A 20930-nucleotide genomic window follows, 5' to 3' on the forward strand; every position below is an offset into this window, starting at 1 on the left:
GATAACGATGGAAAACCATTTTGGTAAAGGTTTAATGGCCGGGCTGAATGCAGCACAGGCGGATAGCGCCAGCAATGTGGCGCATTTCTGCCCGGACTATAAGCGGGGTTTTGTCCTTGGGTTTTCGCACCGCATGTTTGAAAAGACAGGCGATCGACAGCTCAGCGCGTGGGAAGCAGGCATTCTCACTCGCCGCTACGGGCTGGATAAAGAGATGGTGATGGACTTCTTTCGCGAGAGTCGCTCCAGCACGGTGATCCGATTTTTTATGGCGGGATACCGCCTCGAAACATAACAATACGCTTCGCTCAATATGTAGTTCTCTTTTGTGAAGGTCACTTTTGTCGAGGGTGACTTTCATTTTTTTTGTTCATTTGTGCCCTAATACCCCTACACCCCGTCCGTGTAATGTAATCCCCGTCTCATTTTTGCATAATGCCCCTGATTTTTATGTGCTTAATTGTCGGAGCGATCGCAGCACTCTTCTTCCTGTTGGATGGAGAATATTCTTAGTTCGGGCTGAGGAATAAAAAATAAATGGCAGGAGATAATTTACATTTAGCGTCCCAGGGTGTGAGTCGTCGTGATTTTATGAAGCTGTGTGCCGCGCTGGCGGCCACGATGGGGCTGAGCGGCAAGGCTGCCGCAGAGATGGCAGAAGCCATCAGCCATCCGCAACGTCCTCCGGTTGTCTGGATTGGTGCGCAGGAGTGCACCGGATGTACCGAATCGCTGCTTCGCGCCACCCATCCCACCGTTGAAAACCTTGTGCTGGAAACCATTTCGCTGGAGTACCACGAAGTGCTTTCCGCCGCGTTCGGGCATCAGGCTGAAGAGAACAAACACCATGCGCTGGAGCAGTACAAAGGCCAGTACGTGCTGGTGGTTGACGGCTCCATTCCGATGAAAGACGGCGGCATTTATTGCATGGTGGCCGGCGAGCCTATTGTTGACCATATTCGCAAGGCGGCAGAAAACGCAGCCGCCATTATCGCGATCGGTTCCTGCGCCGCCTGGGGCGGTGTGGCGGCGGCAGGTGTGAACCCTACCGGCGCGGTCAGTTTGCAGGCGGTGTTGCCAGGAAAAACAGTGATTAATATTCCTGGCTGTCCGCCGAACCCACAAAATTTCCTCGCTACCGTGGCGCATCTCATCACCTTTGGCAAACCCCCGGCGCTGGACAGCAAAAATCGGCCCGCGTTTGCTTATGGGCGCTTGATCCATGAACACTGCGAGCGCCGCCCGCACTTCGATGCTGGCCGTTTTGCGAAAGAGTTCGGCGATGCCGGGCACCGGCAGGGCTGGTGTCTTTATCACCTCGGCTGTAAAGGCCCGGAAACCTGGGGCAACTGCTCGACGTTACAGTTTTGCGATGTCGGCGGCGCATGGCCAGTTGCTATTGGTCACCCTTGTTACGGCTGTAATGAAGAAGGCGTTGGCTTTCATAAAGGCATCTCTCAGCTTGCTCATGTCGAAAATCCAACACCGCGCGCTGAAAAACCCGACGTGCAACTGAAAGAGGGCGGCACGGTGTCGGCAACGGCCGTCGGCCTGCTGGGTGGCGTAGTCGGTCTGGTGGCGGGCGTTGGCGTGATGACGGTGCGCGAGCTGGGACGGCAACAGAAGAAAAACGACGCTGATTCGCAGGGAGAATAGCCGTGAACAGACGTGATTTTCTCAAAGTGGCGTCCGGCGGGGCGCTGCTGGTGGGGGGATCGTCCGCCAGTTTTGCCGTTGCGCAAAACCGGCCGCCGATTCCCGGAGCGCTGGGAATGCTATATGACTCGACGCTCTGTGTCGGCTGCCAGGCCTGCGTTTCGCGATGTCAGGCAATCAACTCGCCGGTGCCTAATCCGCAGGGTGAACAAACCTGGTCGAACAACGACAAACTCTCTCCGTATACCAACAACATTATTCAGGTTTGGCACAGCGGTAACGGGCAAAACAAAGATCAGACCGAAAATGGCTATGCCTACATCAAAAAGCAGTGCATGCACTGTGTGGATGCCAACTGCGTGTCGGTCTGCCCGGTACAGGCGCTGAAGAAAGACGCTGTCACCGGCATTGTTCACTACAACCCGGATGTTTGTACCGGCTGCCGCTACTGTATGGTCGCCTGTCCTTTCGACGTGCCGAAATATGATTACGACAACCCGTTCGGCCAGATCCACAAATGCCAGCTCTGCAATCAGAAAGGCGTCGAACGTCTTGATAAAGGCGGGCTTCCGGGCTGCGTGGAAGTTTGCCCGGCAGGGGCGGTGATTTACGGCACCCGCGAGGAGCTGCTGGCCGAAGCCAAAAAACGCCTCACGCTGAAGCCGGGTTCCGAATATCGCTATCCCCGCCAGACGCTGCATGCCGATGATGTTTACCTTCACGATGTCCCGCACTACTACCCGCACTTGTACGGCGAGAAAGAGGGCGGCGGCACGCAGGTGCTGGTGCTGACAGGCGTGCCTTATACCGATCTTGGTTTACCGGCGCTGGACTCCCTGGCGACCGGCGCGCGATCCGAACACGTTCAGCATACGGTGTACAAAGGCATGATGTTGCCGCTGGCGGTGCTGGCAGGTCTGACGGCGCTGGTACGGCGTAATACAAAGGAGCATCACGAGGAGGATGACCATGAGTCATGATCCACAAGCCATGGGCGGTAAGTTGCTGAGCAAACCCGTGCTAGTGTTCGCCCCGCTGATCGTGCTGTGCGCGATCTTTATTCTCAAGCGTCTGATCTTCGGTCTTGGATCGGTCTCCGATCTGAACGGCGGTTATCCGTGGGGGATCTGGATCGCCTTTGACCTGCTGATCGGCACCGGCTTTGCCTGCGGCGGCTGGGCGCTGGCGTGGGCGGTTTATGTCTTCAACCGCGGCGATTACCATCCGCTGGTGCGTCCGGCGCTGCTGTGCAGCTTGTTCGGTTACTCGCTGGGCGGGTTATCCATCACCATTGACGTTGGCCGTTACTGGAATCTGCCCTATTTCTACATTCCCGGACACTTCAACGTCAATTCGGTGCTGTTCGAAACGGCCGTCTGTATGACCATCTATATCGGCGTGATGGCGCTGGAATTTGCGCCTGCGCTGCTGGAAAGGCTGGGCTGGAAGGTTTCGTTGCGCCGCCTGAATAAGGTGATGTTTTTTATCATCGCCCTTGGCGCGCTGCTGCCGACGATGCACCAGTCATCGATGGGCTCGCTGATGATTGCCGCCGGATACAAAGTCTATCCGCTGTGGCAAAGCTACGAAATGCTGCCGCTCTTCTCACTGCTGACTGCTTTTATTATGGGCTTTTCGATCGTTATCTTTGAAGGCTCCTTAATGCAGGCCAGCCTGCGCGGCAACGGCCCGGATGAGAAGCGCCTGTTCAATAAACTGATGGGCGTGCTAAGCGTCCTGCTGGCGCTGTTCCTGCTGCTGCGCGTCGGTGAAATCAGCTGGCGCGGCAAGTGGCATTACGCATTCGCCGGGGATTTTTACAGCCTGATATTCTGGCTGGAACTGGCACTGCTGGCCTTCCCGCTGCTGGCACTGCGCGTTTCCCGCTGGCGCAACGATTCCCGCGTTCTGTTCCTGGCCGCGCTCAGCATGCTGTTAGGTTGCGCGCTGTGGCGGCTCTCCTATTCGCTGCTGGCGTTCAATCCGGGCAACGGATACAGCTACTTCCCGACCTGGGAGGAGCTGATGATCTCTATTGGTTTTGTGGCAATTGAAGTCTGTGCATACATCTTACTCATACGTCTGTTGCCGATTATTCCTCCGTTAAAAACACCTGCGCGACATGAGGCGAGCGAAGCATGAGTCAACGTATCACCATCGATCCGGTGACCCGCATTGAGGGTCATTTACGCATTGATTGCGAAATTGAAAACGGCGTCGTATCAAAGGCCTGGTCATCGGGCACCATGTGGCGCGGAATGGAAGAGATTGTGAAGGATCGCGATCCGCGCGATGCCTGGATCATCATGCAGCGTATTTGTGGTGTTTGTACCACCATTCACGCCATCGCCTCGGTGCGGGCAGTCGAAAGTGCGCTGAAGGTCAATGTGCCGCTGAATGCGCAATACATCCGCAATATCATTCTTGCCGCGCACTCGATCCACGATCACATCGTCCATTTTTATCAGCTCTCGGCGCTCGACTGGGTGGATATCACCTCGGCATTGCAGGCCGATCCGGCAAAAGCCGCCGCGCTGCTGCACGGGATCTCTGACTGGCCGCTGAACAGCGAAGGCGAGTTCAAAGCGGTGCAGGATAAGATCAAAGCGCTGGTTGCCAGTGGGCAGTTGGGTATTTTTGCCAACGGCTACTGGGGGCATCCGGCAATGAAGTTACCGCCGGAAGTGAACCTGATAGCCGTCGCACACTACCTGCAAGCGCTGGAGTGCCAGCGCGATGCTAACCGCATTGTGGCGCTGCTCGGCGGCAAGTCGCCGCATATCCAGAACCTGGCGGTCGGCGGTGTCGCCAACCCGATCAACCTCGACGGTATTGAAGTGCTGAACCTTGAACGCCTGATGTACCTGAAGTCGTTTATCGATCGCCTCGAGGGCTTTATTGAACAGGTTTATAAAGTCGATACCGCCGTCATTGCCGCGTTCTATCCCGAGTGGTTGTCGCTCGGTAAAGGCGCGGTGAATTACCTCAGCACGCCGGAATTTCCCACCGATGCGAAAAATGGCAGCTTCCTGTTCCCTGGCGGGTACATTGAAAACGCCGATCTCAGCACCTTCCGGGCGATCACCACCGGTGACGATCCGTTTATGGTGAAAGGGATCCAGGAGAGCGCGAAACACGCGTGGTACAAAGACGAGGCGCCGCAGGAGCCGTGGCAGGGCACGACATTGCCGCAGTACACCGGCTGGCAGGAAGAGGGCAAATATTCCTGGGTGAAATCGCCCACCTTTTACGGCAAAACGGTGGAGGTTGGTCCGCTGGCTAATATGCTCTGCAAACTGGCGGCGAAGCACGAAACCACGGCGACGAAGCTGAATGATATTGTCGCTATTTACCAGAAATTAACCGGCAAAACGATCGGTGTGGCGCAGCTACATTCAACGCTGGGACGCATTATTGGCCGCACCGTTCACGCCTGCGAACTGCACGGCGTGTTGCAAAATCAGTATCAGGCGCTGATCGATAATATCGGCAAAGGCGACATGCAGACCTATGCGAAAACCGACATTCCACAGAGCGGCGAGTTTAAAGGCGTCGGCTTTCTGGAAGCGCCGCGCGGCATGCTCTCCCACTGGGTAGTGATCAAAGACGGTAAAATCGCGAACTATCAGGCGATTGTGCCATCGACCTGGAATGCCGGGCCGCGCAACTTTAATGATGACGCCGGGCCGTACGAGCTGTCGCTGGTGGGCACGCCGGTTGCGGACGTGCAAAAACCGCTGGAAGTGGTGCGCACCGTGCATTCGTTCGATCCCTGTATGTCCTGCGCAGTGCATGTGCTGGACGCGGACGGCAACGATGTTGTGTCGGTGAAGGTGCTGTGATGTCAATTTTAGTGCTGGGCGTCGGCAACATTTTATTGACCGACGAAGCGATTGGCGTACGGGTTGTGGAGGCGCTGGCGCAGCGCTTCCATCTGCCGGAAGAGGTTGAAGCGCTGGATGGCGGTACTGCCGGAATGGAACTGCTCGACGCGATGGCTAACCGCGATCACCTGATTATTGCCGACGCGATCGTCAGCCGGAAAAGCGAGCCTGGAAGGGTCATCATCCTGCGTGATGACGAAGTGCCGACGCTGTTCAGCAATAAAATTTCTCCGCACCAATTAGGGCTGGCGGACGTACTGTCAGCGCTGCGTTTTACCGGTGAGTTTCCGGCGAAACTGACGCTGATTGGCGTTACGCCAGCCTCGCTGGAGCCGCATATCGGCATGACGCCGGTGGTGGAAGCCTGCCTTGATCGTGCGCTGGCGGCGGTGATTGATGCGTTGGCTGAATCCGGCGTTGTGCTGACGCCACGGGAGGCTGCTCATGCACAATGATGAATTCCCAGGATTTGACGTTTCGCCGCACCGCGAAGTGCAGCAGGCTTTTAAGGCAATTGCCGCCCATGAAATGCAGGGGCTGCCGTTTGTGCATCCGCAAATGGACGTGTACGCCACGCCGTTTACTCTGTTTGAAAACCAGTGGCTTGGCTGCGTGCTGACGCCGTGGATGCTGAGTTTGCACATCTATCCCGGCCCGCAGCAATGCTGGCCGGTGCGGCGCGTCAGCGAGCGGCTGGGGTTGCAACTGCCCTACGGCGAGATGACCTTTACCGTTGGCGAATTACCGGCACTGGGGCAGTACCTGAGTTGCTCCTTAATGTCGCCATTAACACCCGATCTCAGCCCGCAGCAGGGCGTACAACTGGCGGATAACTGCCTGAAAATGGCGCTCTCGCTACCGGTCACGGATGCCAGTCTCAGCCGCCGCGCGCTGCTGTTCGGCCAGCGAGGCGCACAGCATGCATGAGTTATCGCTGTGCCAGAATGCTGTGGAAATTATCGAACAGCAGGCGAGGCAGCACGGCGCGCAGCGCGTAACGGGCGTCTGGCTGGAAATCGGCGCGCTGGCCTGTATCGAAGAGAGCGCTCTGCGGTTCGGTTTTGATATTGCCTGTCGCGATACGCTGGCGCAGGGATGCACGCTGCATATCATCCATAAACCCGCCCAGGCGTGGTGCTGGAACTGTAGCGCGTCGGTAGAGATCACCCGGCACGATGAGTGCCCGCGTTGTCACTGCCCGACGTTGCATATTGAGCACAGCGACGGCGTGCAGATTAAAAGTATTGAAGTGGAGTAAGACAACGATGTGTATAGGCGTACCGGGCCAGGTGGTGGCCGTTGGCGAAGATTTCCATCAACTGGCGCAGGTTGATGTGTGTGGTGTGCGCCGCGACGTCAATATCGCGCTGGTGTGCGAAGAATCGCCACGTCAATTGCTCGGTCAGTGGGTGCTGGTACATGTTGGCTTTGCCATGAGCATTATTGACGAGCAGGAGGCGCTGGCGACGCTTGCGGCACTTCGACAAATGGAGAGCGACGAGCTGGCAGCGAGATAAGAAACCGGGCGGCATTCCGCCCGGCGAGGAAGATTAGGCGTTGCGTTTATCTTCGGTCTGCGTATCGAAATCGCTGGCGTCATGGCGTTCGTGCAGCTGCTCGTTCGGCGCGCCGAACGTACGGTTAACGATACGACCACGTTTCACTGCCGGGCGGGCGAAAATCTCCTGTGCCCAGCGCTGCACGTTTTTATAGCTGCCCGCATCGAGGAATTCGGCGGCGTCATACACATTGCCAAGCACCACGTTGCCGTACCACGGCCAAATCGCCATATCGGCAATGGTGTATTCATCACCCGCAATAAATTTATGGTTGGCTAGCTGTTTATCCAGCACGTCCAGCTGGCGTTTGGCTTCCATGGTAAAGCGGTTGATAGCGTACTCAATTTTAACCGGCGCATAGTTGTAGAAGTGGCCAAAGCCGCCGCCGAGAAACGGCGCAGAGCCCTGTAACCAGAACAGCCAGTTCAGCGTTTCCGTGCGTCCTGCCGGATCTTTTGGCAGGAAGTGGCCGAATTTCTCTGCCAGATACAGCAGGATCGCGCCGGATTCAAACACCCGCGTCGGCGGCGTCGTGCTGTGATCGCGCAGCGCCGGGATTTTAGAGTTCGGGTTGACGTCGACAAAACCGCTGGAGAATTGATCCCCTTCGCCGATACGAATCAGCCAGGCGTCGTACTCCGCCGCGCTAACCCCTTTGGCCAGCAGTTCTTCCAGCATGATCGTGACTTTCTGACCATTCGGCGTGCCGAGCGAATAGAGCTGGAGCGGGTGTTTGCCCACCGGCAATGTTTTGTCGTGCGTCGGGCCGGAAACCGGGCGGTTGATATTCGCGAAAGCGCCGCCGCTGGATTTATCCCACGTCCAGACCTTCGGTGGCTGGTAGTTGTCTGACATTTTGGTCCGCCTTTTCGTTGATGTGTTGAAGTTCAGGTTAAGTCAGTATAAGTGGTCGCGGGCTCAGGCAAGGATGCGCTGCGCCCAGACGCTGATGTCATCACCGCTGCCAAGATCGGCCTGCACCAGCCCATTGACCATAAAGGTTGGGGAAACATGAATGCCGTTCTGGCGCGCGTATTTGCAGTGCCATTTGATTTCGGTTTGCAGCTCCGGGCGGGCAAAAGCTTCTGCCAGTTGCACGCCGCTGTAGTTTTCAATGCGTTCAATAATCTGCTGCGGTGTGGCATCCATATTCGGACCGCTGCAATGATCCGTAAATTCAAACTCTTCACGATGATCGGCAACCGCGCGCAGCACTTTATGCGCGGCGTTTTTGCCATCGGGCAGCGTCGATGCTGCGAGGATGCAACGCACAATCACACCAGAGAAGAGGTGCCAGGGCTGTGATTGCAGGCGAATTTTGACCGTCATGTTCTCTTCGCCGACGGCTTCTAACAGCGCTTCCAGTTTGTTAAACGCCCGGACGGAGAAGGGGCAGGTGGGTTCGATAAAGATCTCAAAAGTTCGGGGGCCGTGGCCCCAGCTTAGCGGTGCGGCATGTAAAGGTTGTTGGCTCATGGTCACTCCTGCTGTTTTTCATTTTGTGAGAGTTTGAGAGTAGCAGCATGCCGCAGGCGCGGGGAGTTCGTTTGGCGTCGGATGCGGTTATCATGCGAGGTTTGCTGGCTATCGCATTTCCACACTCGAATGTTTTAACAATAAGAAATAAACACTACTGCAATGTATATAATTAACGTTTAAGAGATCACTTAAATAATATTTAAATTAATAAATCCATCTTAACGTAAATTATCAATGTGATTGTTCGGTATTTGCTTATTTACATTTTGTCTGTAGCGCTGATTATTTCATCATTATTTGTTATTAATCCGTTTCTCTCTGCTGTCGATAATCGTTATGAGGGCTTTTTTTCGACTCAGATCGGAGGAGTCATTAGCGAATTATCCGGGTAACCAGCAGCGGAGATAATGATGCAGGAGATTCAGGCGATTCAGGCAACCACGCACCTTGCCAATGCAACACAAGAAAATACGGCCACCAAAGCCGATCTACACACCACTACTGAAAACGGAGCGGGTAACAAATCTCATCAGGACGAAAGTACCAAAGTCACGCTCTCCAGCCGCGCCGAAAGCCATAAAGAGGCGAAGGGTATAAAGGCGGAGCAGCAGCTTGCAGAAAAGAAAGAAATCGAAAATCATCAAATTGATTATTCGCTGGCAATGACCGGCATTCCGCAATTTGGCGGGCGTCTGGTAACAGTTGTTAAATATCCTGACGGCAGCACGGAAATGATTGACGCTTTTTCCGGTAAAAAAGTGACGCAGGAGGAATTAGACCTTGCGCGGGCCGCGAAAGAAAACAGCGAACATGTGCAACGCAAGCAGGAAGCGAAAAAGGCTGCGCTGGAAGTGCAGGCACTCACTCCCGGAGAATCACAGCCGACGGATCTGGAATAATCCTCTGGCGGTAAATCCGTAATAAAGGTAAAGGCTATTCAGAATTTATCCATAAAATATATCTTATATGTTATGGGAAGCCTGAGCTAAATATCGTAGCCGCGTTGGTGTGTATTTAGTTTAAGTCAGTATCGGTGCCATTTTCCTTCAGCTATTTATCGCTGAGGATTGCGGCTGTCTGGCGTTCTGCCGCGCGAGAAGGTACACGCTCCTGTTTTCACTGATGACAGAATACGCCACTTGCTTAGCAGGCTTAATATTGACTATGTGAGGAATATGCCGGAGTAAATGATGGGTTATTATGAGGAAGATGAGTTTTTCAACCACATTAATTATGTGGTTAATTTTTACGGTATCTGACGTTTGGTTTTGTTGTGTTTTTCTTTGTAGTCGGCAATCGCCTGATTGATGTTTTCTGTTTCGATAACATCCACCTTTTCATCGTTAAAGAACACTTCATAGTGGCCGGATACATATTTAAATGTGAAAACTTTCCCCTGATAGCGAACGCGTCTCTCCTTCACCGACAAGCCTCTGCTGCGCATAGCCACTTTTGCCATCGTATCTATCTTTTTATTTTTCATAGCTATTTTGTTTACCTTTTCAGGCTGTTATGCGATGCCTGTATTTTATTCCGCGAGTTCAGGTGCTAATTTGTTATCCTCTCAAAGAAAATCAACGGTTGCCAGAACCTGATGCTTAATAATAGATGAAATATTTCTGCGTAACTTAAGGTTATCTTAATCTTAAGAATATCCTGTAGTTAATCATTGACATATTAATTTAGTTATTCGCCTTTTTATGGTGTTTAATTTCAAAACGTTCTTTTTGATAATTGTTTCGATTCTCATTTCACCTTTGCTAGTATTAAACTTCCGCCGGGTCGCATGCACTGGCTATTACACTTATTTTTAAAAGGAATGAGGATGAAGAATCGCTTTTTGCCGTTCTGTTCAATCGCACTGGTCATCTCTTCGGTTTTCGCCGCGTCTGCGGCTTCTGCCGCCACTAACGACGACGGGATCGTGGTGTATAACGCGCAGCATGAAAACCTGACAAAATCCTGGGTTGATGAATTCACCAAAGAAACGGGTATTAAAGTGACGCTGCGTAATGGCGGCGACACGGAACTGGGCAACCAGCTTGTTCAGGAAGGAAAGGTTTCTCCTGCTGATGTCTTCCTCACCGAAAACTCACCGGCCATGACGCTGGTCGATAATGCCAACCTGTTCGCGCCGCTGGATGCCGACACCCTGAAGCAGGTTCCGGCGCAGTTCCGCCCGGCGCATGGCCGCTGGATCGGTATTGCCGCGCGCAGCACGGTGTTTGTTTATAACCCGACAAAAATCAGCGCGGCGCAGCTTCCGGCATCGATAATGGATTTAGCCAAACCGGAATGGAAAGGCCGCTGGGCGGCGTCTCCGTCAGGTGCCGACTTCCAGGCGATTGTCAGCGCGATGCTCACGCTGAAAGGTGAAAAAGTCACGCTCGACTGGCTGAAAGCCATGAAGACCAATTTCGTGCCTTATAAAGGCAACAGTACTGTCTTAAAAGCGGTAAATGCCGGGCAGATTGATGGCGGCGTTATCTACCACTACTACTACTTTGTTGATCAGGCCAAAACCGGCGAAAACAGCAAAAACACCCAGCTTCACTACTTTAAGCATCAGGATCCGGGCGCCTTCGTCAGCATTTCCGGCGGCGGTGTTTTAGCTTCCAGTAAGCACCAGAAACAGGCGCAGGCCTTCATCAAGTGGATCACCGGTAAAACCGGGCAGGATATGCTGCGTACCAATACCGCTTTTGAATATGCTGTCGGTGCGGGCGCAGCTTCCAACGCGAAACTGGTGCCGCTGAATCAACTGGATGCGCCAAAAGTGGAGCCTTCTGCGCTGAACAGCAAAAAAGTGAGCGAGTTAATGACCGAGGCCGGTCTTCTGTAATTGCGGTATGAATGAGCGTCTTATGTCCAGTTTGAGTCTTCCGGCGACACGCCGCGCGGCCAGCCAAACCGTCCGGCGTCGCCCTTCCGGGGTGCTGGTGGTATTAGCCACTTTTGCGGCACTGCTTGCTTTACTGCCCGTGGGATTTGTTATTGGGGTGGGTATTGATACCGGGTGGCCGACGGTGAAGGCGCTCATTTTTCGCCCGCGCGTTGGTGAGCTACTCAACAACACCTTTTTGCTGATTGTCTGCGCTGTTCCGGCCTGTGTGGCGGCAGGAATTGCCATGGCCTGGTTGACGGAGCGAACCACGCTGCCTGGCCGGCGCGTCTGGTCGCTGCTGGCCGTTGCGCCGCTGGCGATCCCGGCGTTTGTGCAAAGTTATGCCTGGGTCAGTGTCGCGCCGGGTTTCAATGGTTTGCCCGCCGCCGTTTTTCTCGCGGTGCTGGCCTATTTTCCCTTTATTTATATGCCGGTAGCCGCCGTATTGCGTCGGCTGGATCCGGGCCTTGAAGATGTAGCCGCCTCGCTGGGAACGCCGCCATGGCGCATCTTTTTCCGTGTGGTTTTGCCGCAACTCAAACTGGCAATTTGCGGCGGTGCGTTGCTGGTTGCGCTGCATTTACTGGCGGAATATGGCCTGTTCGTGATGATCCGTTTTGATACCTTCACCACCGCCATTTATGACCAGTTTCAGTCCACCTTTAGCGGCCCGGCTGCCAACATGCTGGCGGGCGTACTTGCTCTCTGTTGCCTGGCGTTGTTATTACTGGAGACCGCCGCGCGCGGTAAAGCGCGTTATGCCCGCGTCGGTGCAGGCGCGGCGCGCCAGCAACATCGCATTGTGCTTGGTCGCGGGAGTTCGGCGTGTGGATTCGCGCTGATGCTGGTGATGGCTCTTCTCGCGCTCGGTACGCCGATGGTGGTGCTTGCCCGCTGGCTGTGGCTTGGCGGGTTGGCGAACTGGTCCAGCGCCGATTTGTGGCTTTCTCTGCGCCAGACGCTGTTTCTGGCCTTTTGCGGTGCACTGCTGACAACCGCGTTTGCGCTGCCGACGGCCTGGCTGGCGGTGCGCCATCCGCGTCCGCTGATCCGCGTGCTGGAGGGATGCAACTACGTCACCAGTTCGCTGCCAGGCATCGTTGTCGCGCTGGCGCTGGTCACCGTCACTATCCATTATGCCCGGCCGATTTACCAAACCGAAGTCACACTGTTTCTGGCGTATATGCTGATGCTAATGCCGAGAGCGCTCATCAATCTGCGCGCCGGAATTGCGCAAGCGCCGGTGGAACTGGAACAGGTGGCGCAAAGCCTTGGCACTTCGCCCGGCAGAGCGCTATTGAGCGTCACGCTGCGGCTGGCGGCTCCAGGTGCTGCAGCGGCGGCGGCGCTTGTCTTTCTCGGTGTCAGCAATGAACTGACCGCCACGCTACTGCTTTCGCCGCTTGGCACCCGCACGCTGGCGACCGGTTTCTGGGCGCTCACCAGCGAGATCGATTATGTTGCGGCCTCGCCCTACGCGCTGCTGATGATTTTGATTTCCCTGCCGTTGACCGGCCTTCTCTATAAGCAATCACAAAAACTGTCGGGTCTTTAAGATGTTAGAACTGAGCAATATTTCCAAATCCTTTGGCTCCGCACGTGTACTGGACAGTGTGAACCTGCTTATTCCACCCGGCAGTCGTACGGCGATTGTTGGCCCGTCTGGCTCGGGAAAAACCACGTTACTGCGGTTGATTGCCGGGTTTGAGCGGCCAGACAGCGGGCAGATAATGATGCACGGAAAGCCGCTATTTGCTGGCGATCAGTTTGTTCCCGCCCATCAACGTAAAATTGGTTTTGTTCCGCAAGAAGGTGCGTTGTTCCCGCATTTGCGGGTGGGGGAAAACATTGCCTGGGGGCTGAGCGGCTCCCGTCATGAGAAGCGTGAGCGTGTGGACGCGTTAATGGCGATGGTGTCGCTGGATAGCAAACTGGCTCAGCGCTGGCCGCATGAGATCTCCGGCGGTCAGCAGCAGCGCGTCGCTCTGGCGCGTGCGCTGGCGCAGCAGCCATCGCTGATGCTGCTCGATGAACCTTTCTCCGCGCTGGATACCGGTTTGCGTGCCGCCACGCGTAAAGCGACGGCAGATTTACTGACTCAGGCGGGCGTAGCGTCGATTCTGGTCACTCACGATCAGAAAGAGGCGTTGTCATTCGCCAGCCAGATTGCGGTGATCCGCCACGGACGCTTTGCCCAGATTGGTTCGCCCTTTGAAGTCTATTCGCAGCCTGCGGATGAAGAAACCGCGCTGTTTTTAGGCGACGCGCTGATAATGCCAGCCGAGGTGGCGCAAGGAAAAGCGCGCTGCCAGCTTGGCGACATTCCGGTTGATGATGCGTCGGTTTCCGGCGCGCGGCGTATTATGCTGCGCCCGGAGCAAATCAGCGTCGAGCCGTGCGATAGCGCAGCGGGGCTGCCGCAGGCGCACATTGTGGATATCGATTTCGTCGGTTACCTCTCCGCGCTGACGCTCGCTTTTGCGCATACAGACGAACAGATTACCGTGCAGACCGTTACCCGGCCAGGCTGGTTGCCGGGTATGAAGGTTAATATCCAGATTAACGGCTGCGCGCGCGTGTTTGCTGTGTGATCGCCCGCCCGCTTTGCAGCGGGCTTGTTTGCCCATTGTCATATTTTTGAATTTGATCTCAAAACGATGTTTTTTAGTGTGTAAAACTTCATTTTGATTTTTCCCTATAATAATTAATACCTTCTTTTAGCCGGATATGCATTGCGCGTTCCGGCATTTTATTAACTTCGCTTTTTCCAGAAACAGAAACTTTCGCTTACGCCGGTGCTGTCAGGCCGGGAGGATCTGTTTCAGGAGAATGCCTGTGCAATACACTCTGGGATTTACTGCGCTGTTGGGCTGTCTGCCCGTAATAGCAAATGCCGCCACGCTGCTGGTCCGACAAATTCGCCAAACACCTTCGTTGTGCGTGCCGACTGACACACTAAAAAACGAAGGAGAGTTTTGATGAAGACATTGCACTATTCCGCTCTGTTGCTGGCTTGTATTGGCACCAGCCCGTTCGCTGCGCTGGCAGGAGAGTGGAACGCGGTCGTTTCCGCCACGCCGCAGGCGGGCGAGTTTGCCTCCATCAGCCAGGCGCTGGCCGCTGCGCCGAAAAGCGGGACGCCGTGGCGCATTCTGATCAAAGAGGGACGCTGGAACGAGCGGCTGGTGATTGAAAAACCGGTCACGCTGGTGGGGCAGTCAAAAGATCGGACGCAGATTGAAGCGAATACCCCGGCGGGCGCGCTGGATGCCAGCGGGAAAAAGTGGGGAACCGGGCGTACCAGCACGGTGGAGATCCGCGCCACCGGCGTGACGATCGAGAATCTGACCATCCGCAACAGCTTTGATTTTCCGGCTAATGCCGCGCTGGCGGATACCGATCCGAAAAAGCTGAAAGATACGCAGGCGGTAGCGCTGATGATTTCTGAAGGCGCGGATAAGGCGCGTTTCCGCCATGTCCGGCTGGAGGGGTATCAGGACACGTTCTACAGCAAAAGCGGCAGCCGCAGTTATTTCACCGATTGTGAAGTGAGCGGTCATGTCGATTTTATCTTTGGCCCTGGCATTGCGGTGTTTGATCGCTGCGACATTATTGCCCGCAACCGCAATGATATTGACCCGCCGTACGGCTATATCACTGCGCCCGCCACCCAACAGGATCAGAAATTTGGCTTGTTTATTATCAACAGTAAATTAAGCAAAGAGCCGGGCGTACCGGCAAACAGCTTTGCGCTCGGGCGTCCATGGCATCCAACCACTGAATTCAGTGACGGGCGTTATGCCGATCCGCATGCCATTGGCCTGGCGGCGTTTATTCACTGCGAGATTGACGACCATATTTACGGCTGGGACAAAATGTCCGGCAAAGATAAAGCCGGAAATAAAATCTGGTTCTACCCGGAAGATAGCCGTTTTTATGAGTCCGACAATCGTGGGCCTGGCGCCGGGCAGGGCGGCGCACGCTACCAGCTCGCGAAGGCGAACGCGGCGCAGTACAGCCTGGCAGCGATTTTTGATGGCTGGGATAAAACCCTGTTGGAGTAAATTTTCAGACATTGCCCCCGGTAACGGGGGCGATTTTCGCCATCAATTGCCGTATTTAACGTTAAAGCCCAGCGCATCGCCGACCGTGTCATATTCGCGGAAATTAAAAATAAGCGGCTTCCATTGGGTGGAATCGACAATGCCGTTTTCCCCTAAAAGGTGGTTTTCTACCCACAGATTGACAATATCCAGCTCGGCGAGAATAAAACGGCCTTTATCACTGATGGACACTAAGCGGCATTCCGCCTGAATCGGGCATTCAGCAATGCGCGGCGGAGCAATGTCAATTGAGGCTTCCGCATTCAGCCCGGCTTTGGCGAATTTATCATGGCAGATTTCCACGCCCCATTTGGTCTGGTTTTCCGACAGCGTATCGCCGCCGGTCAACCTGCCAACCTGCTCGACTTTCTCCCACAGGGTATGATCGGGAATATTGATGACCGCATCGGAACCGGCCACTAAATTACTGTGTGTTTTGCTCCCCTTACTTATTCCAATAATGATTTTCTCACCGAGTGAAATAGATGATGAGGCGGCGCAGATATTATTTTTCCCTTCGCTATCTTGCGTGGTAACCATAAACACAGGAAAGCCGTAATAGAATGAATTGAGTTTTGATTTGCTTTTCATTGTCTCTTTTCTCTTATATTTAAAGTCGTAATGAGACTATTTTTCACCCTGCTGATGGTCTTTTACAATAACCCTTTTTGAGTAGTGAAAATTAGCAAGAAATAGCCACTAAAAAAAGTAGACCACAAATTTTAAAAGAGGTATATGATATGCAACATATTCTTTTCCCCCTCCCGGTGAGCACCGCTTGCCGAGAACTTTGAGGATGAAACATGCAACGTATTGCCATACCCGCAAACTATGTTCACACCCGCACGACGCCGTTCTGGACGAAAGAAACCGCCCCGGCGTCTATCTGGAAACGCCATCTGGACGCCGGTACAAGGCAGGGTGTTTACCCGCGACTGAGCGTGTCGCAAGGGGCGATCCGCTATAACGGTTACGCGGATGAAACCAGCCCGCAACCGGTAGAAACCGTGACAATCAATGCCGGGGAATTTGCCGTCTTTCCGCCGGAAAAATGGCACAACATTGAAGCATTAACCGACGACACAATATTTAGCGTCGATTTCTATGTTGACTCGAAAATTTTGCTGGAAGAGTGAGGTATTTATCATGACGACTGAAAATAAAGGTTATTCTTTAGCGGTTTCTCATTCCGGCAAGCATGAAACGAAAGAAAAAATATGGCTGAAGCCGATGTCATTATATGTGCCGGATGTTGCCGTAGAAGCGGTTGCTGAGCTGACTTCCGGCTTTAGCGAAAATAACAGTGAATATGTTCTGACGGTCACGAACAACAATAATGGCGTTTCTGTCGATAAAGAATTTTCCAGCCTTGATGCATTGAAAGATCCGCTTAATGCCGCCGACTCGGTAAAAGAGTTGATTAACATTGTCCGTGGCTACGAATCGGATGAAGAAACCAATGTGTGCGGCTGGTAATTCGACACTTCAGGAGGTTTTCGATGGCATATCAAATTCCGCTTCACTTCCGCCATACCCGCTCCACGCCGTTCTGGACGAAAGAGACGGTACCGCAGGCGCTGCTCACTCATCACAATACCAAAAAGGGCGTTTATGGCCGTTTGTCGGTAATGCAGGGCGCAGTGAAGTATTTCGGTTTTGCCGGTGAGCACGACACCACGCCGGAAGTGGAAGTGGTGATTGAAGCCGGGCACTTTGGCATCAGCCCGCCGCAATACTGGCATCACATTGAATTACTTACCGATGACACGTACTTCAATATCGATTTCTTTGCCGATCCGCACGAAGCGCTGGAAGGAAAAGGGATCGGTCAGGTGGTCAATACGCACCGCAGCTAAACGCCACGCGCCCGGGGCTGACCGGGCGTTTTCGTTCAGAAGTTATCAATAAACCGCTTCACTGCCGGTGAACGCTCGAATTTCCTCCACGCCAGCGCCACGTCTGTTTTCAACACTTCACCTTTGATGCGGTGGAACGTCACCAGCGGATGACTAAAGCAGGACATGGATTGCGGGACAATGGCGAAACCAAATCCTGCGCTGACCATGCTCAGCGATGAAGAAAATTGCGATGCCTGCTGCGGGTGGCTCATGTCGATGCCGGCGCGCAGACAGGCATTGTAAATCAGTTCGTACAGCCCCGGCGCCACCATCTGTGGGAAGATCACCAAAGGCGTGTCGCACAGCTCCGACAGCGCGAGTTCGGCTTCATCGGCCAGCGGATGTGAGCGGTGCAACGCAATCAGCATCGGCTCTTCATCAATCAATTTCAGATTAAATATTTTGCTGTTTTCACAGGGCAGGCGCACAAAAGCAACGTCGATCAGCCCTTCATCCAGCTCCTGCATGAGCGTCGCCATATTGTCCTCTTTCTGATGGAGCATGACCTGCGGATAGTCATGCTGAAACTGGCGCAGCACGGCAAAAATACGGATGTGAAAAGCGTTGGAACTGGTCACGCCAAGATAGAGCTTGCCGTTGATCCCGCGCGCGATGCCTTTGGCTTTTTCCAGTGCGGCATCACTTAAGGCGAGGATCTGGCAGGCATCTTCGTAGAAGGCTTCGCCCGCATCGGTGAGCTCCACGCCGCGCGTTAATCGGTGAAATAACGGCGTCCCCACTTCTTGCTCAAGACGGCGAATTTGCTGGCTCAGCGGCGGCTGCGACATGCCCAGCATTTCTGCTGCGCGGGTGAAATGTTGCGTCTGCGCAACGGCGACAAAATAGCGTAGATAACGAAGTTCCATATCGAAAACATCTCAAACCGTGATGGTTTGTATATTGGAATCTCTCGCTGAAACGAGTCAATATTTAATCAGCTTTTCTAAAGGTCTACTCAATGAGGTATTAGAGGATGACTAATCTAAATGATTGTTCCTGCAAAGAAAATTTAAGTGAAACAATTCGTGCTTTTTCTAAAAGCAAACCTGAATGTGTGATATATCAAACATCGCTAATGAGTGCGCTATTAAGTGGGGTTTACGAAGGAAATACCACGATTAAGGATTTACTCAATCACGGCGATTTTGGACTCGGCACGTTTAATGAACTGGATGGCGAACTGATTGCCTTCAACAGCGAGGTCTATCAGTTGCGTGCAGATGGCAGCGCCAGGGAGGCGCGCCCCGAGCAAAAAACGCCGTTTGCCGTGATGACCTGGTTCCGGCCGAGCTACAGCCAGCAGTTCGATGCTCCCGTCAGCCGTCAACAATTGCACGAGATCATTGATAAACAGATTCCTTCCGACAACCTTTTTTGCGCCCTGCGCATTGAGGGCCATTTTCGCCACGCGCACACCCGCACCGTGCCGCGCCAGACGCCACCTTACCGGGCGATGACCGACGTGCTCGACGATCAGCCGGTGTTTCGCTTTAACAGCCGCGCGGGCGTATTGGTCGGTTTCCGTACGCCGCAGCATATGCAGGGAATCAATGTTGCCGGTTATCACGAACACTTTATTACCGATGATCGGCGCGGCGGTGGTCATTTGCTGGATTATCAGTTGGATCACGGCACGTTGACCTTCGGTGAGATTCATAAACTGATGGTTGATTTACCTGCGGATGCGGCGTTTCTTCAGGCCGATCTGCATCCGGATAATCTCGATGCCGCAATTCGTTCGGTAGAAAGCTGAAACAGAGACAAAGGAGTGACTAATGAGCAATGAAAACCATACGCAGCAGTGGGCGCATGGCGCCGACATGGTGGTGAAACAACTGGAAGCTCAGGGCGTTAAACAGGTTTTCGGCATTCCAGGCGCGAAAATCGATAAAGTTTTTGACTCCCTTCTGGATTCATCCATCAAAATAATTCCGGTTCGTCACGAAGCCAATGCTGCCTTTATGGCGGGTGCGGTCGGACGCATTACCGGCAAGGCGGGCGTGGCGCTGGTCACCTCCGGGCCCGGCTGCTCCAACCTTATCACTGGTATGGCGACCGCGAACAGCGAAGGCGATCCGGTGGTGGCGCTGGGCGGCGCGGTAAAACGCGCCGACAAAGCCAAACTGGTGCACCAAAGCATGGATACCGTCGCGATGTTTAGCCCGGTGACCAAATACGCTGTAGAAGTTCCTTCTTCTGATGCCATTGCCGAAGTGGTATCGAATGCGTTTCGCGCCGCCGAACAGGGGCGGCCAGGCAGCGCTTTTGTCAGCCTGCCGCAGGATATTGCCGATCAGCCTGCCAGCGGCAATATCCTGCCTGCCGGTTCGCCTCCGGCGTTAGGCGCTGCGCCGGATGCGATGATTAACGACGTGGCAAAAATGATCGCCGCAGCGGAAAACCCGGTGTTTTTGCTGGGGCTGATGGCCAGCCGACAGGAGAATATCGAGGCGTTGCATCTGCTGCTGGAAAAAAGTCACATTCCGGTCACCAGCACTTACCAGGCGGCAGGCGCAGTCAACCAGCAACATTTCAGCCGTTTTGCCGGACGCGTTGGCTTATTCAATAACCAGGCCGGGGATCGGCTTCTGCATCTGGCGGATCTGGTTATCTGTATTGGTTACAGCCCGGTGGAATATGAACCTGCGATGTGGAACACCGGCAACGCCAGACTGGTGCACATTGATGTGCTGCCCGCCTATGAAGAGCGCAACTATATTCCGGACGTTGAGCTGATTGGCGACATCGCCAGCACGCTGGACAAACTGGCGTCGAAGATTGAAAAACCGCTGATCCTCACCCCGCGCGCGTCGGAGATTTTGATTGATCGCTGCAACCAGCGCGATTTGCTCAACCGCAAAGGCGCGCAGCTTAGTCAGTTCGCCATTCATCCGCTGCGCATTGTGCGGGCGATGCAGGACATCGTGAATAGCGACGTGACGCTGACGGTCGATATGGGCAGTTTTCACATCTGGATCGCCCGCTATCTCTACAGCTTCCGCGCTCGCCAGATGATGATTTCTAACGGTCAACAGACGATGGGCGTCTCCCTGCCGTGGGCGATTGGTGCCTGGCTGGTTAACCCCGGGCGCAAAGTGGTGTCGGTTTCCGGCGATGGCGGTTTTCTGCAATCCAGCATGGAGCTGGAAACGGCTGTGCGTCTCGGTGCGAATGTGCTGCACATCATCTGGGTGGATAACGCCTACAACATGGTGGCGATTCAGGAAGAGAAAAAGTACCAGCGTCTTTCCGGGGTGAATTTCGGCCCGGTGGATTTTAAAGCCTATGCCGAAGCGTTTGGCGCGAAAGGTTTTGCCGTCGGGAGCACGGCGGAACTTGAACCGACCCTGCGTGCAGCGATGGACACAGAGGGCCCGGCAGTCGTCGCCATTCCGGTGGATTACAGCGATAACCCGCTGCTGATGGGCCAGCTCAACCTTAACCAGATTCTTTGAATAACCAAGGAG

At 54.2% G+C, this 20930-nt stretch carries 24 protein-coding genes; 19 read left to right on the forward strand and 5 right to left on the reverse strand.

The window, feature by feature from the left end; genetic code table 11:
* Positions 1-7 precede the first annotated feature (7 nt).
* The 9 genes from AWR26_RS03545 to hybG all read left to right on the forward strand — a co-directional run bounded on the left by AWR26_RS03545 (position 8) and on the right by hybG (position 7057).
* Positions 8-295 (forward strand): DUF2623 family protein, encoded by a 288-nt coding sequence (locus AWR26_RS03545; RefSeq protein ID WP_043956538.1) that lies wholly within the window; start codon positions 8-10, stop codon positions 293-295.
* A gap of 242 nt (positions 296-537) precedes the next feature.
* Positions 538-1656, forward strand: coding sequence for a hydrogenase 2 small subunit (gene hybO, locus AWR26_RS03550; protein ID WP_007370143.1), 1119 nt, complete (start codon positions 538-540; stop codon positions 1654-1656).
* A 2-nt stretch (positions 1657-1658) separates the two neighbouring features.
* A complete protein-coding gene (gene hybA / locus AWR26_RS03555) occupies positions 1659-2636 on the forward strand; it encodes a hydrogenase 2 operon protein HybA (RefSeq protein ID WP_064563626.1) in 978 nt (325 codons plus the stop codon).
* The gene (hybB, locus tag AWR26_RS03560; RefSeq protein WP_064563628.1) at positions 2626-3798 is read left to right on the forward strand and encodes a Ni/Fe-hydrogenase cytochrome b subunit; all 1173 of its coding nucleotides are present in this window, start codon (positions 2626-2628) and stop codon (positions 3796-3798) included. Before hybA ends, hybB begins: the two co-directional genes overlap by 11 nt.
* Entirely contained in the window at positions 3795-5498 is a 1704-nt protein-coding gene (gene hybC, locus AWR26_RS03565; protein ID WP_064563630.1) for a hydrogenase 2 large subunit, read from the forward strand. The genes hybB and hybC overlap by 4 nt, the downstream gene beginning before the upstream one ends.
* Positions 5498-5995, forward strand: a complete 498-nt coding sequence (locus tag AWR26_RS03570) for a HyaD/HybD family hydrogenase maturation endopeptidase (RefSeq protein ID WP_064563632.1) — start codon at positions 5498-5500, stop codon at positions 5993-5995. The genes hybC and AWR26_RS03570 overlap by 1 nt, the downstream gene beginning before the upstream one ends.
* Positions 5985-6467, forward strand: a complete 483-nt coding sequence (gene hybE, locus AWR26_RS03575) for a hydrogenase-2 assembly chaperone (protein WP_064563634.1) — start codon at positions 5985-5987, stop codon at positions 6465-6467. Before AWR26_RS03570 ends, hybE begins: the two co-directional genes overlap by 11 nt.
* On the forward strand, positions 6460-6798 hold the full coding sequence (gene hypA, locus AWR26_RS03580) for a hydrogenase maturation nickel metallochaperone HypA (protein WP_064563636.1): 339 nt from the start codon (positions 6460-6462) through the stop codon (positions 6796-6798). Before hybE ends, hypA begins: the two co-directional genes overlap by 8 nt.
* A 7-nt stretch (positions 6799-6805) precedes the next feature.
* Positions 6806-7057 carry a hydrogenase maturation factor HybG gene (gene hybG, locus AWR26_RS03585; protein ID WP_043956546.1) on the forward strand — a complete coding sequence of 84 codons (252 nt, stop codon included), beginning with the start codon at positions 6806-6808 and terminating at the stop codon, positions 7055-7057.
* Positions 7058-7090: 33 nt separating this feature from the next.
* Here hybG and yghU read toward each other — a convergent pair whose 3' ends face one another.
* Entirely contained in the window at positions 7091-7954 is an 864-nt protein-coding gene (gene yghU, locus AWR26_RS03590; RefSeq protein WP_064563638.1) for a glutathione-dependent disulfide-bond oxidoreductase, read from the reverse strand.
* Positions 7955-8017: 63 nt separating this feature from the next.
* Positions 8018-8575 carry a DsbA family protein gene (locus tag AWR26_RS03595; protein WP_064563640.1) on the reverse strand — a complete coding sequence of 186 codons (558 nt, stop codon included), beginning with the start codon at positions 8573-8575 and terminating at the stop codon, positions 8018-8020.
* Between the two features lie 410 nt (positions 8576-8985).
* On the opposite strand from AWR26_RS03595, the gene AWR26_RS03600 reads away from it, so the two are divergent.
* Positions 8986-9477, forward strand: coding sequence for a hypothetical protein (locus AWR26_RS03600; RefSeq protein ID WP_227122299.1), 492 nt, complete (start codon positions 8986-8988; stop codon positions 9475-9477).
* A gap of 347 nt (positions 9478-9824) precedes the next feature.
* Here AWR26_RS03600 and AWR26_RS03605 read toward each other — a convergent pair whose 3' ends face one another.
* The gene (locus AWR26_RS03605; RefSeq protein WP_064563644.1) at positions 9825-10061 is read right to left on the reverse strand and encodes a hypothetical protein; all 237 of its coding nucleotides are present in this window, start codon (positions 10059-10061) and stop codon (positions 9825-9827) included.
* A 342-nt stretch (positions 10062-10403) separates the two neighbouring features.
* Between AWR26_RS03605 and AWR26_RS03610 the strand changes: the two genes are divergently transcribed.
* The 4 genes from AWR26_RS03610 to AWR26_RS03625 all read left to right on the forward strand — a co-directional run bounded on the left by AWR26_RS03610 (position 10404) and on the right by AWR26_RS03625 (position 15526).
* Positions 10404-11420 (forward strand): iron ABC transporter substrate-binding protein, encoded by a 1017-nt coding sequence (locus AWR26_RS03610; protein WP_064563646.1) that lies wholly within the window; start codon positions 10404-10406, stop codon positions 11418-11420.
* A 22-nt stretch (positions 11421-11442) separates the two neighbouring features.
* Positions 11443-13017 carry an ABC transporter permease gene (locus AWR26_RS03615; protein WP_043956552.1) on the forward strand — a complete coding sequence of 525 codons (1575 nt, stop codon included), beginning with the start codon at positions 11443-11445 and terminating at the stop codon, positions 13015-13017.
* A gap of 1 nt (position 13018) precedes the next feature.
* Positions 13019-14053 carry an ABC transporter ATP-binding protein gene (locus AWR26_RS03620; RefSeq protein WP_064563648.1) on the forward strand — a complete coding sequence of 345 codons (1035 nt, stop codon included), beginning with the start codon at positions 13019-13021 and terminating at the stop codon, positions 14051-14053.
* A 387-nt stretch (positions 14054-14440) separates the two neighbouring features.
* Positions 14441-15526 carry a pectinesterase family protein gene (locus tag AWR26_RS03625; protein ID WP_074922553.1) on the forward strand — a complete coding sequence of 362 codons (1086 nt, stop codon included), beginning with the start codon at positions 14441-14443 and terminating at the stop codon, positions 15524-15526.
* 42 nt (positions 15527-15568) lie between these two features.
* Here AWR26_RS03625 and AWR26_RS03630 read toward each other — a convergent pair whose 3' ends face one another.
* Positions 15569-16156, reverse strand: coding sequence for a flavin reductase family protein (locus AWR26_RS03630; RefSeq protein ID WP_064563652.1), 588 nt, complete (start codon positions 16154-16156; stop codon positions 15569-15571).
* A gap of 212 nt (positions 16157-16368) precedes the next feature.
* Between AWR26_RS03630 and AWR26_RS03635 the strand changes: the two genes are divergently transcribed.
* From AWR26_RS03635 to AWR26_RS03645, 3 genes are read left to right on the forward strand one after another with little or no spacing between them, the layout of a single operon-like run.
* Positions 16369-16701, forward strand: coding sequence for a DUF1971 domain-containing protein (locus AWR26_RS03635; RefSeq protein ID WP_064563654.1), 333 nt, complete (start codon positions 16369-16371; stop codon positions 16699-16701).
* A 10-nt stretch (positions 16702-16711) separates the two neighbouring features.
* On the forward strand, positions 16712-17041 hold the full coding sequence (locus tag AWR26_RS03640) for a DUF1869 domain-containing protein (protein ID WP_064563656.1): 330 nt from the start codon (positions 16712-16714) through the stop codon (positions 17039-17041).
* Between the two features lie 23 nt (positions 17042-17064).
* Complete coding sequence (locus AWR26_RS03645) at positions 17065-17421, forward strand: DUF1971 domain-containing protein (RefSeq protein ID WP_064563660.1); 357 nt, start codon at positions 17065-17067, stop codon at positions 17419-17421.
* 35 nt (positions 17422-17456) lie between these two features.
* Here AWR26_RS03645 and AWR26_RS03650 read toward each other — a convergent pair whose 3' ends face one another.
* A complete protein-coding gene (locus tag AWR26_RS03650; RefSeq protein ID WP_064563662.1) occupies positions 17457-18329 on the reverse strand; it encodes a LysR family transcriptional regulator in 873 nt (290 codons plus the stop codon).
* A gap of 107 nt (positions 18330-18436) precedes the next feature.
* Between AWR26_RS03650 and budA the strand changes: the two genes are divergently transcribed.
* The gene (budA, locus tag AWR26_RS03655) at positions 18437-19216 is read left to right on the forward strand and encodes an acetolactate decarboxylase (protein ID WP_064563664.1); all 780 of its coding nucleotides are present in this window, start codon (positions 18437-18439) and stop codon (positions 19214-19216) included.
* Positions 19217-19238: 22 nt separating this feature from the next.
* The gene (gene alsS / locus AWR26_RS03660; protein ID WP_064563666.1) at positions 19239-20918 is read left to right on the forward strand and encodes an acetolactate synthase AlsS; all 1680 of its coding nucleotides are present in this window, start codon (positions 19239-19241) and stop codon (positions 20916-20918) included.
* The last annotated feature ends 12 nt before the right edge of the window (positions 20919-20930 follow it).

Source organism: Kosakonia oryzae (genome assembly GCF_001658025.2).
In the GTDB taxonomy this organism is placed as follows: Bacteria; Pseudomonadota; Gammaproteobacteria; order Enterobacterales; family Enterobacteriaceae; genus Kosakonia; species Kosakonia oryzae.

What these genes read in the sequence shown, in the direction of transcription:
- AWR26_RS03635 (WP_064563654.1), top strand. Translation starts at nt 16,369, where the DNA reads ATGCAACGTATTGCCATACCCGCAAACTATGTTCACACCCGCACGACG.
- budA (WP_064563664.1), top strand. Translation starts at nt 18,437, where the DNA reads ATGACTAATCTAAATGATTGTTCCTGCAAAGAAAATTTAAGTGAAACA.
- hypA (WP_064563636.1), top strand. Translation starts at nt 6,460, where the DNA reads ATGCATGAGTTATCGCTGTGCCAGAATGCTGTGGAAATTATCGAACAG.
- hybG (WP_043956546.1), top strand. Translation starts at nt 6,806, where the DNA reads ATGTGTATAGGCGTACCGGGCCAGGTGGTGGCCGTTGGCGAAGATTTC.
- hybB (WP_064563628.1), top strand. Translation starts at nt 2,626, where the DNA reads ATGAGTCATGATCCACAAGCCATGGGCGGTAAGTTGCTGAGCAAACCC.
- hybC (WP_064563630.1), top strand. Translation starts at nt 3,795, where the DNA reads ATGAGTCAACGTATCACCATCGATCCGGTGACCCGCATTGAGGGTCAT.
- AWR26_RS03610 (WP_064563646.1), top strand. Translation starts at nt 10,404, where the DNA reads ATGAAGAATCGCTTTTTGCCGTTCTGTTCAATCGCACTGGTCATCTCT.
- AWR26_RS03595 (WP_064563640.1), bottom strand. Translation starts at nt 8,575, where the DNA reads ATGAGCCAACAACCTTTACATGCCGCACCGCTAAGCTGGGGCCACGGC.
- AWR26_RS03625 (WP_074922553.1), top strand. Translation starts at nt 14,441, where the DNA reads ATGAAGACATTGCACTATTCCGCTCTGTTGCTGGCTTGTATTGGCACC.
- AWR26_RS03650 (WP_064563662.1), bottom strand. Translation starts at nt 18,329, where the DNA reads ATGGAACTTCGTTATCTACGCTATTTTGTCGCCGTTGCGCAGACGCAA.
- AWR26_RS03570 (WP_064563632.1), top strand. Translation starts at nt 5,498, where the DNA reads ATGTCAATTTTAGTGCTGGGCGTCGGCAACATTTTATTGACCGACGAA.
- hybO (WP_007370143.1), top strand. Translation starts at nt 538, where the DNA reads ATGGCAGGAGATAATTTACATTTAGCGTCCCAGGGTGTGAGTCGTCGT.
- AWR26_RS03600 (WP_227122299.1), top strand. Translation starts at nt 8,986, where the DNA reads ATGATGCAGGAGATTCAGGCGATTCAGGCAACCACGCACCTTGCCAAT.
- AWR26_RS03605 (WP_064563644.1), bottom strand. Translation starts at nt 10,061, where the DNA reads ATGAAAAATAAAAAGATAGATACGATGGCAAAAGTGGCTATGCGCAGC.
- AWR26_RS03615 (WP_043956552.1), top strand. Translation starts at nt 11,443, where the DNA reads ATGTCCAGTTTGAGTCTTCCGGCGACACGCCGCGCGGCCAGCCAAACC.
- alsS (WP_064563666.1), top strand. Translation starts at nt 19,239, where the DNA reads ATGAGCAATGAAAACCATACGCAGCAGTGGGCGCATGGCGCCGACATG.
- AWR26_RS03620 (WP_064563648.1), top strand. Translation starts at nt 13,019, where the DNA reads ATGTTAGAACTGAGCAATATTTCCAAATCCTTTGGCTCCGCACGTGTA.
- AWR26_RS03640 (WP_064563656.1), top strand. Translation starts at nt 16,712, where the DNA reads ATGACGACTGAAAATAAAGGTTATTCTTTAGCGGTTTCTCATTCCGGC.
- AWR26_RS03630 (WP_064563652.1), bottom strand. Translation starts at nt 16,156, where the DNA reads ATGAAAAGCAAATCAAAACTCAATTCATTCTATTACGGCTTTCCTGTG.
- yghU (WP_064563638.1), bottom strand. Translation starts at nt 7,954, where the DNA reads ATGTCAGACAACTACCAGCCACCGAAGGTCTGGACGTGGGATAAATCC.
- hybE (WP_064563634.1), top strand. Translation starts at nt 5,985, where the DNA reads ATGCACAATGATGAATTCCCAGGATTTGACGTTTCGCCGCACCGCGAA.
- AWR26_RS03545 (WP_043956538.1), top strand. Translation starts at nt 8, where the DNA reads ATGGAAAACCATTTTGGTAAAGGTTTAATGGCCGGGCTGAATGCAGCA.
- AWR26_RS03645 (WP_064563660.1), top strand. Translation starts at nt 17,065, where the DNA reads ATGGCATATCAAATTCCGCTTCACTTCCGCCATACCCGCTCCACGCCG.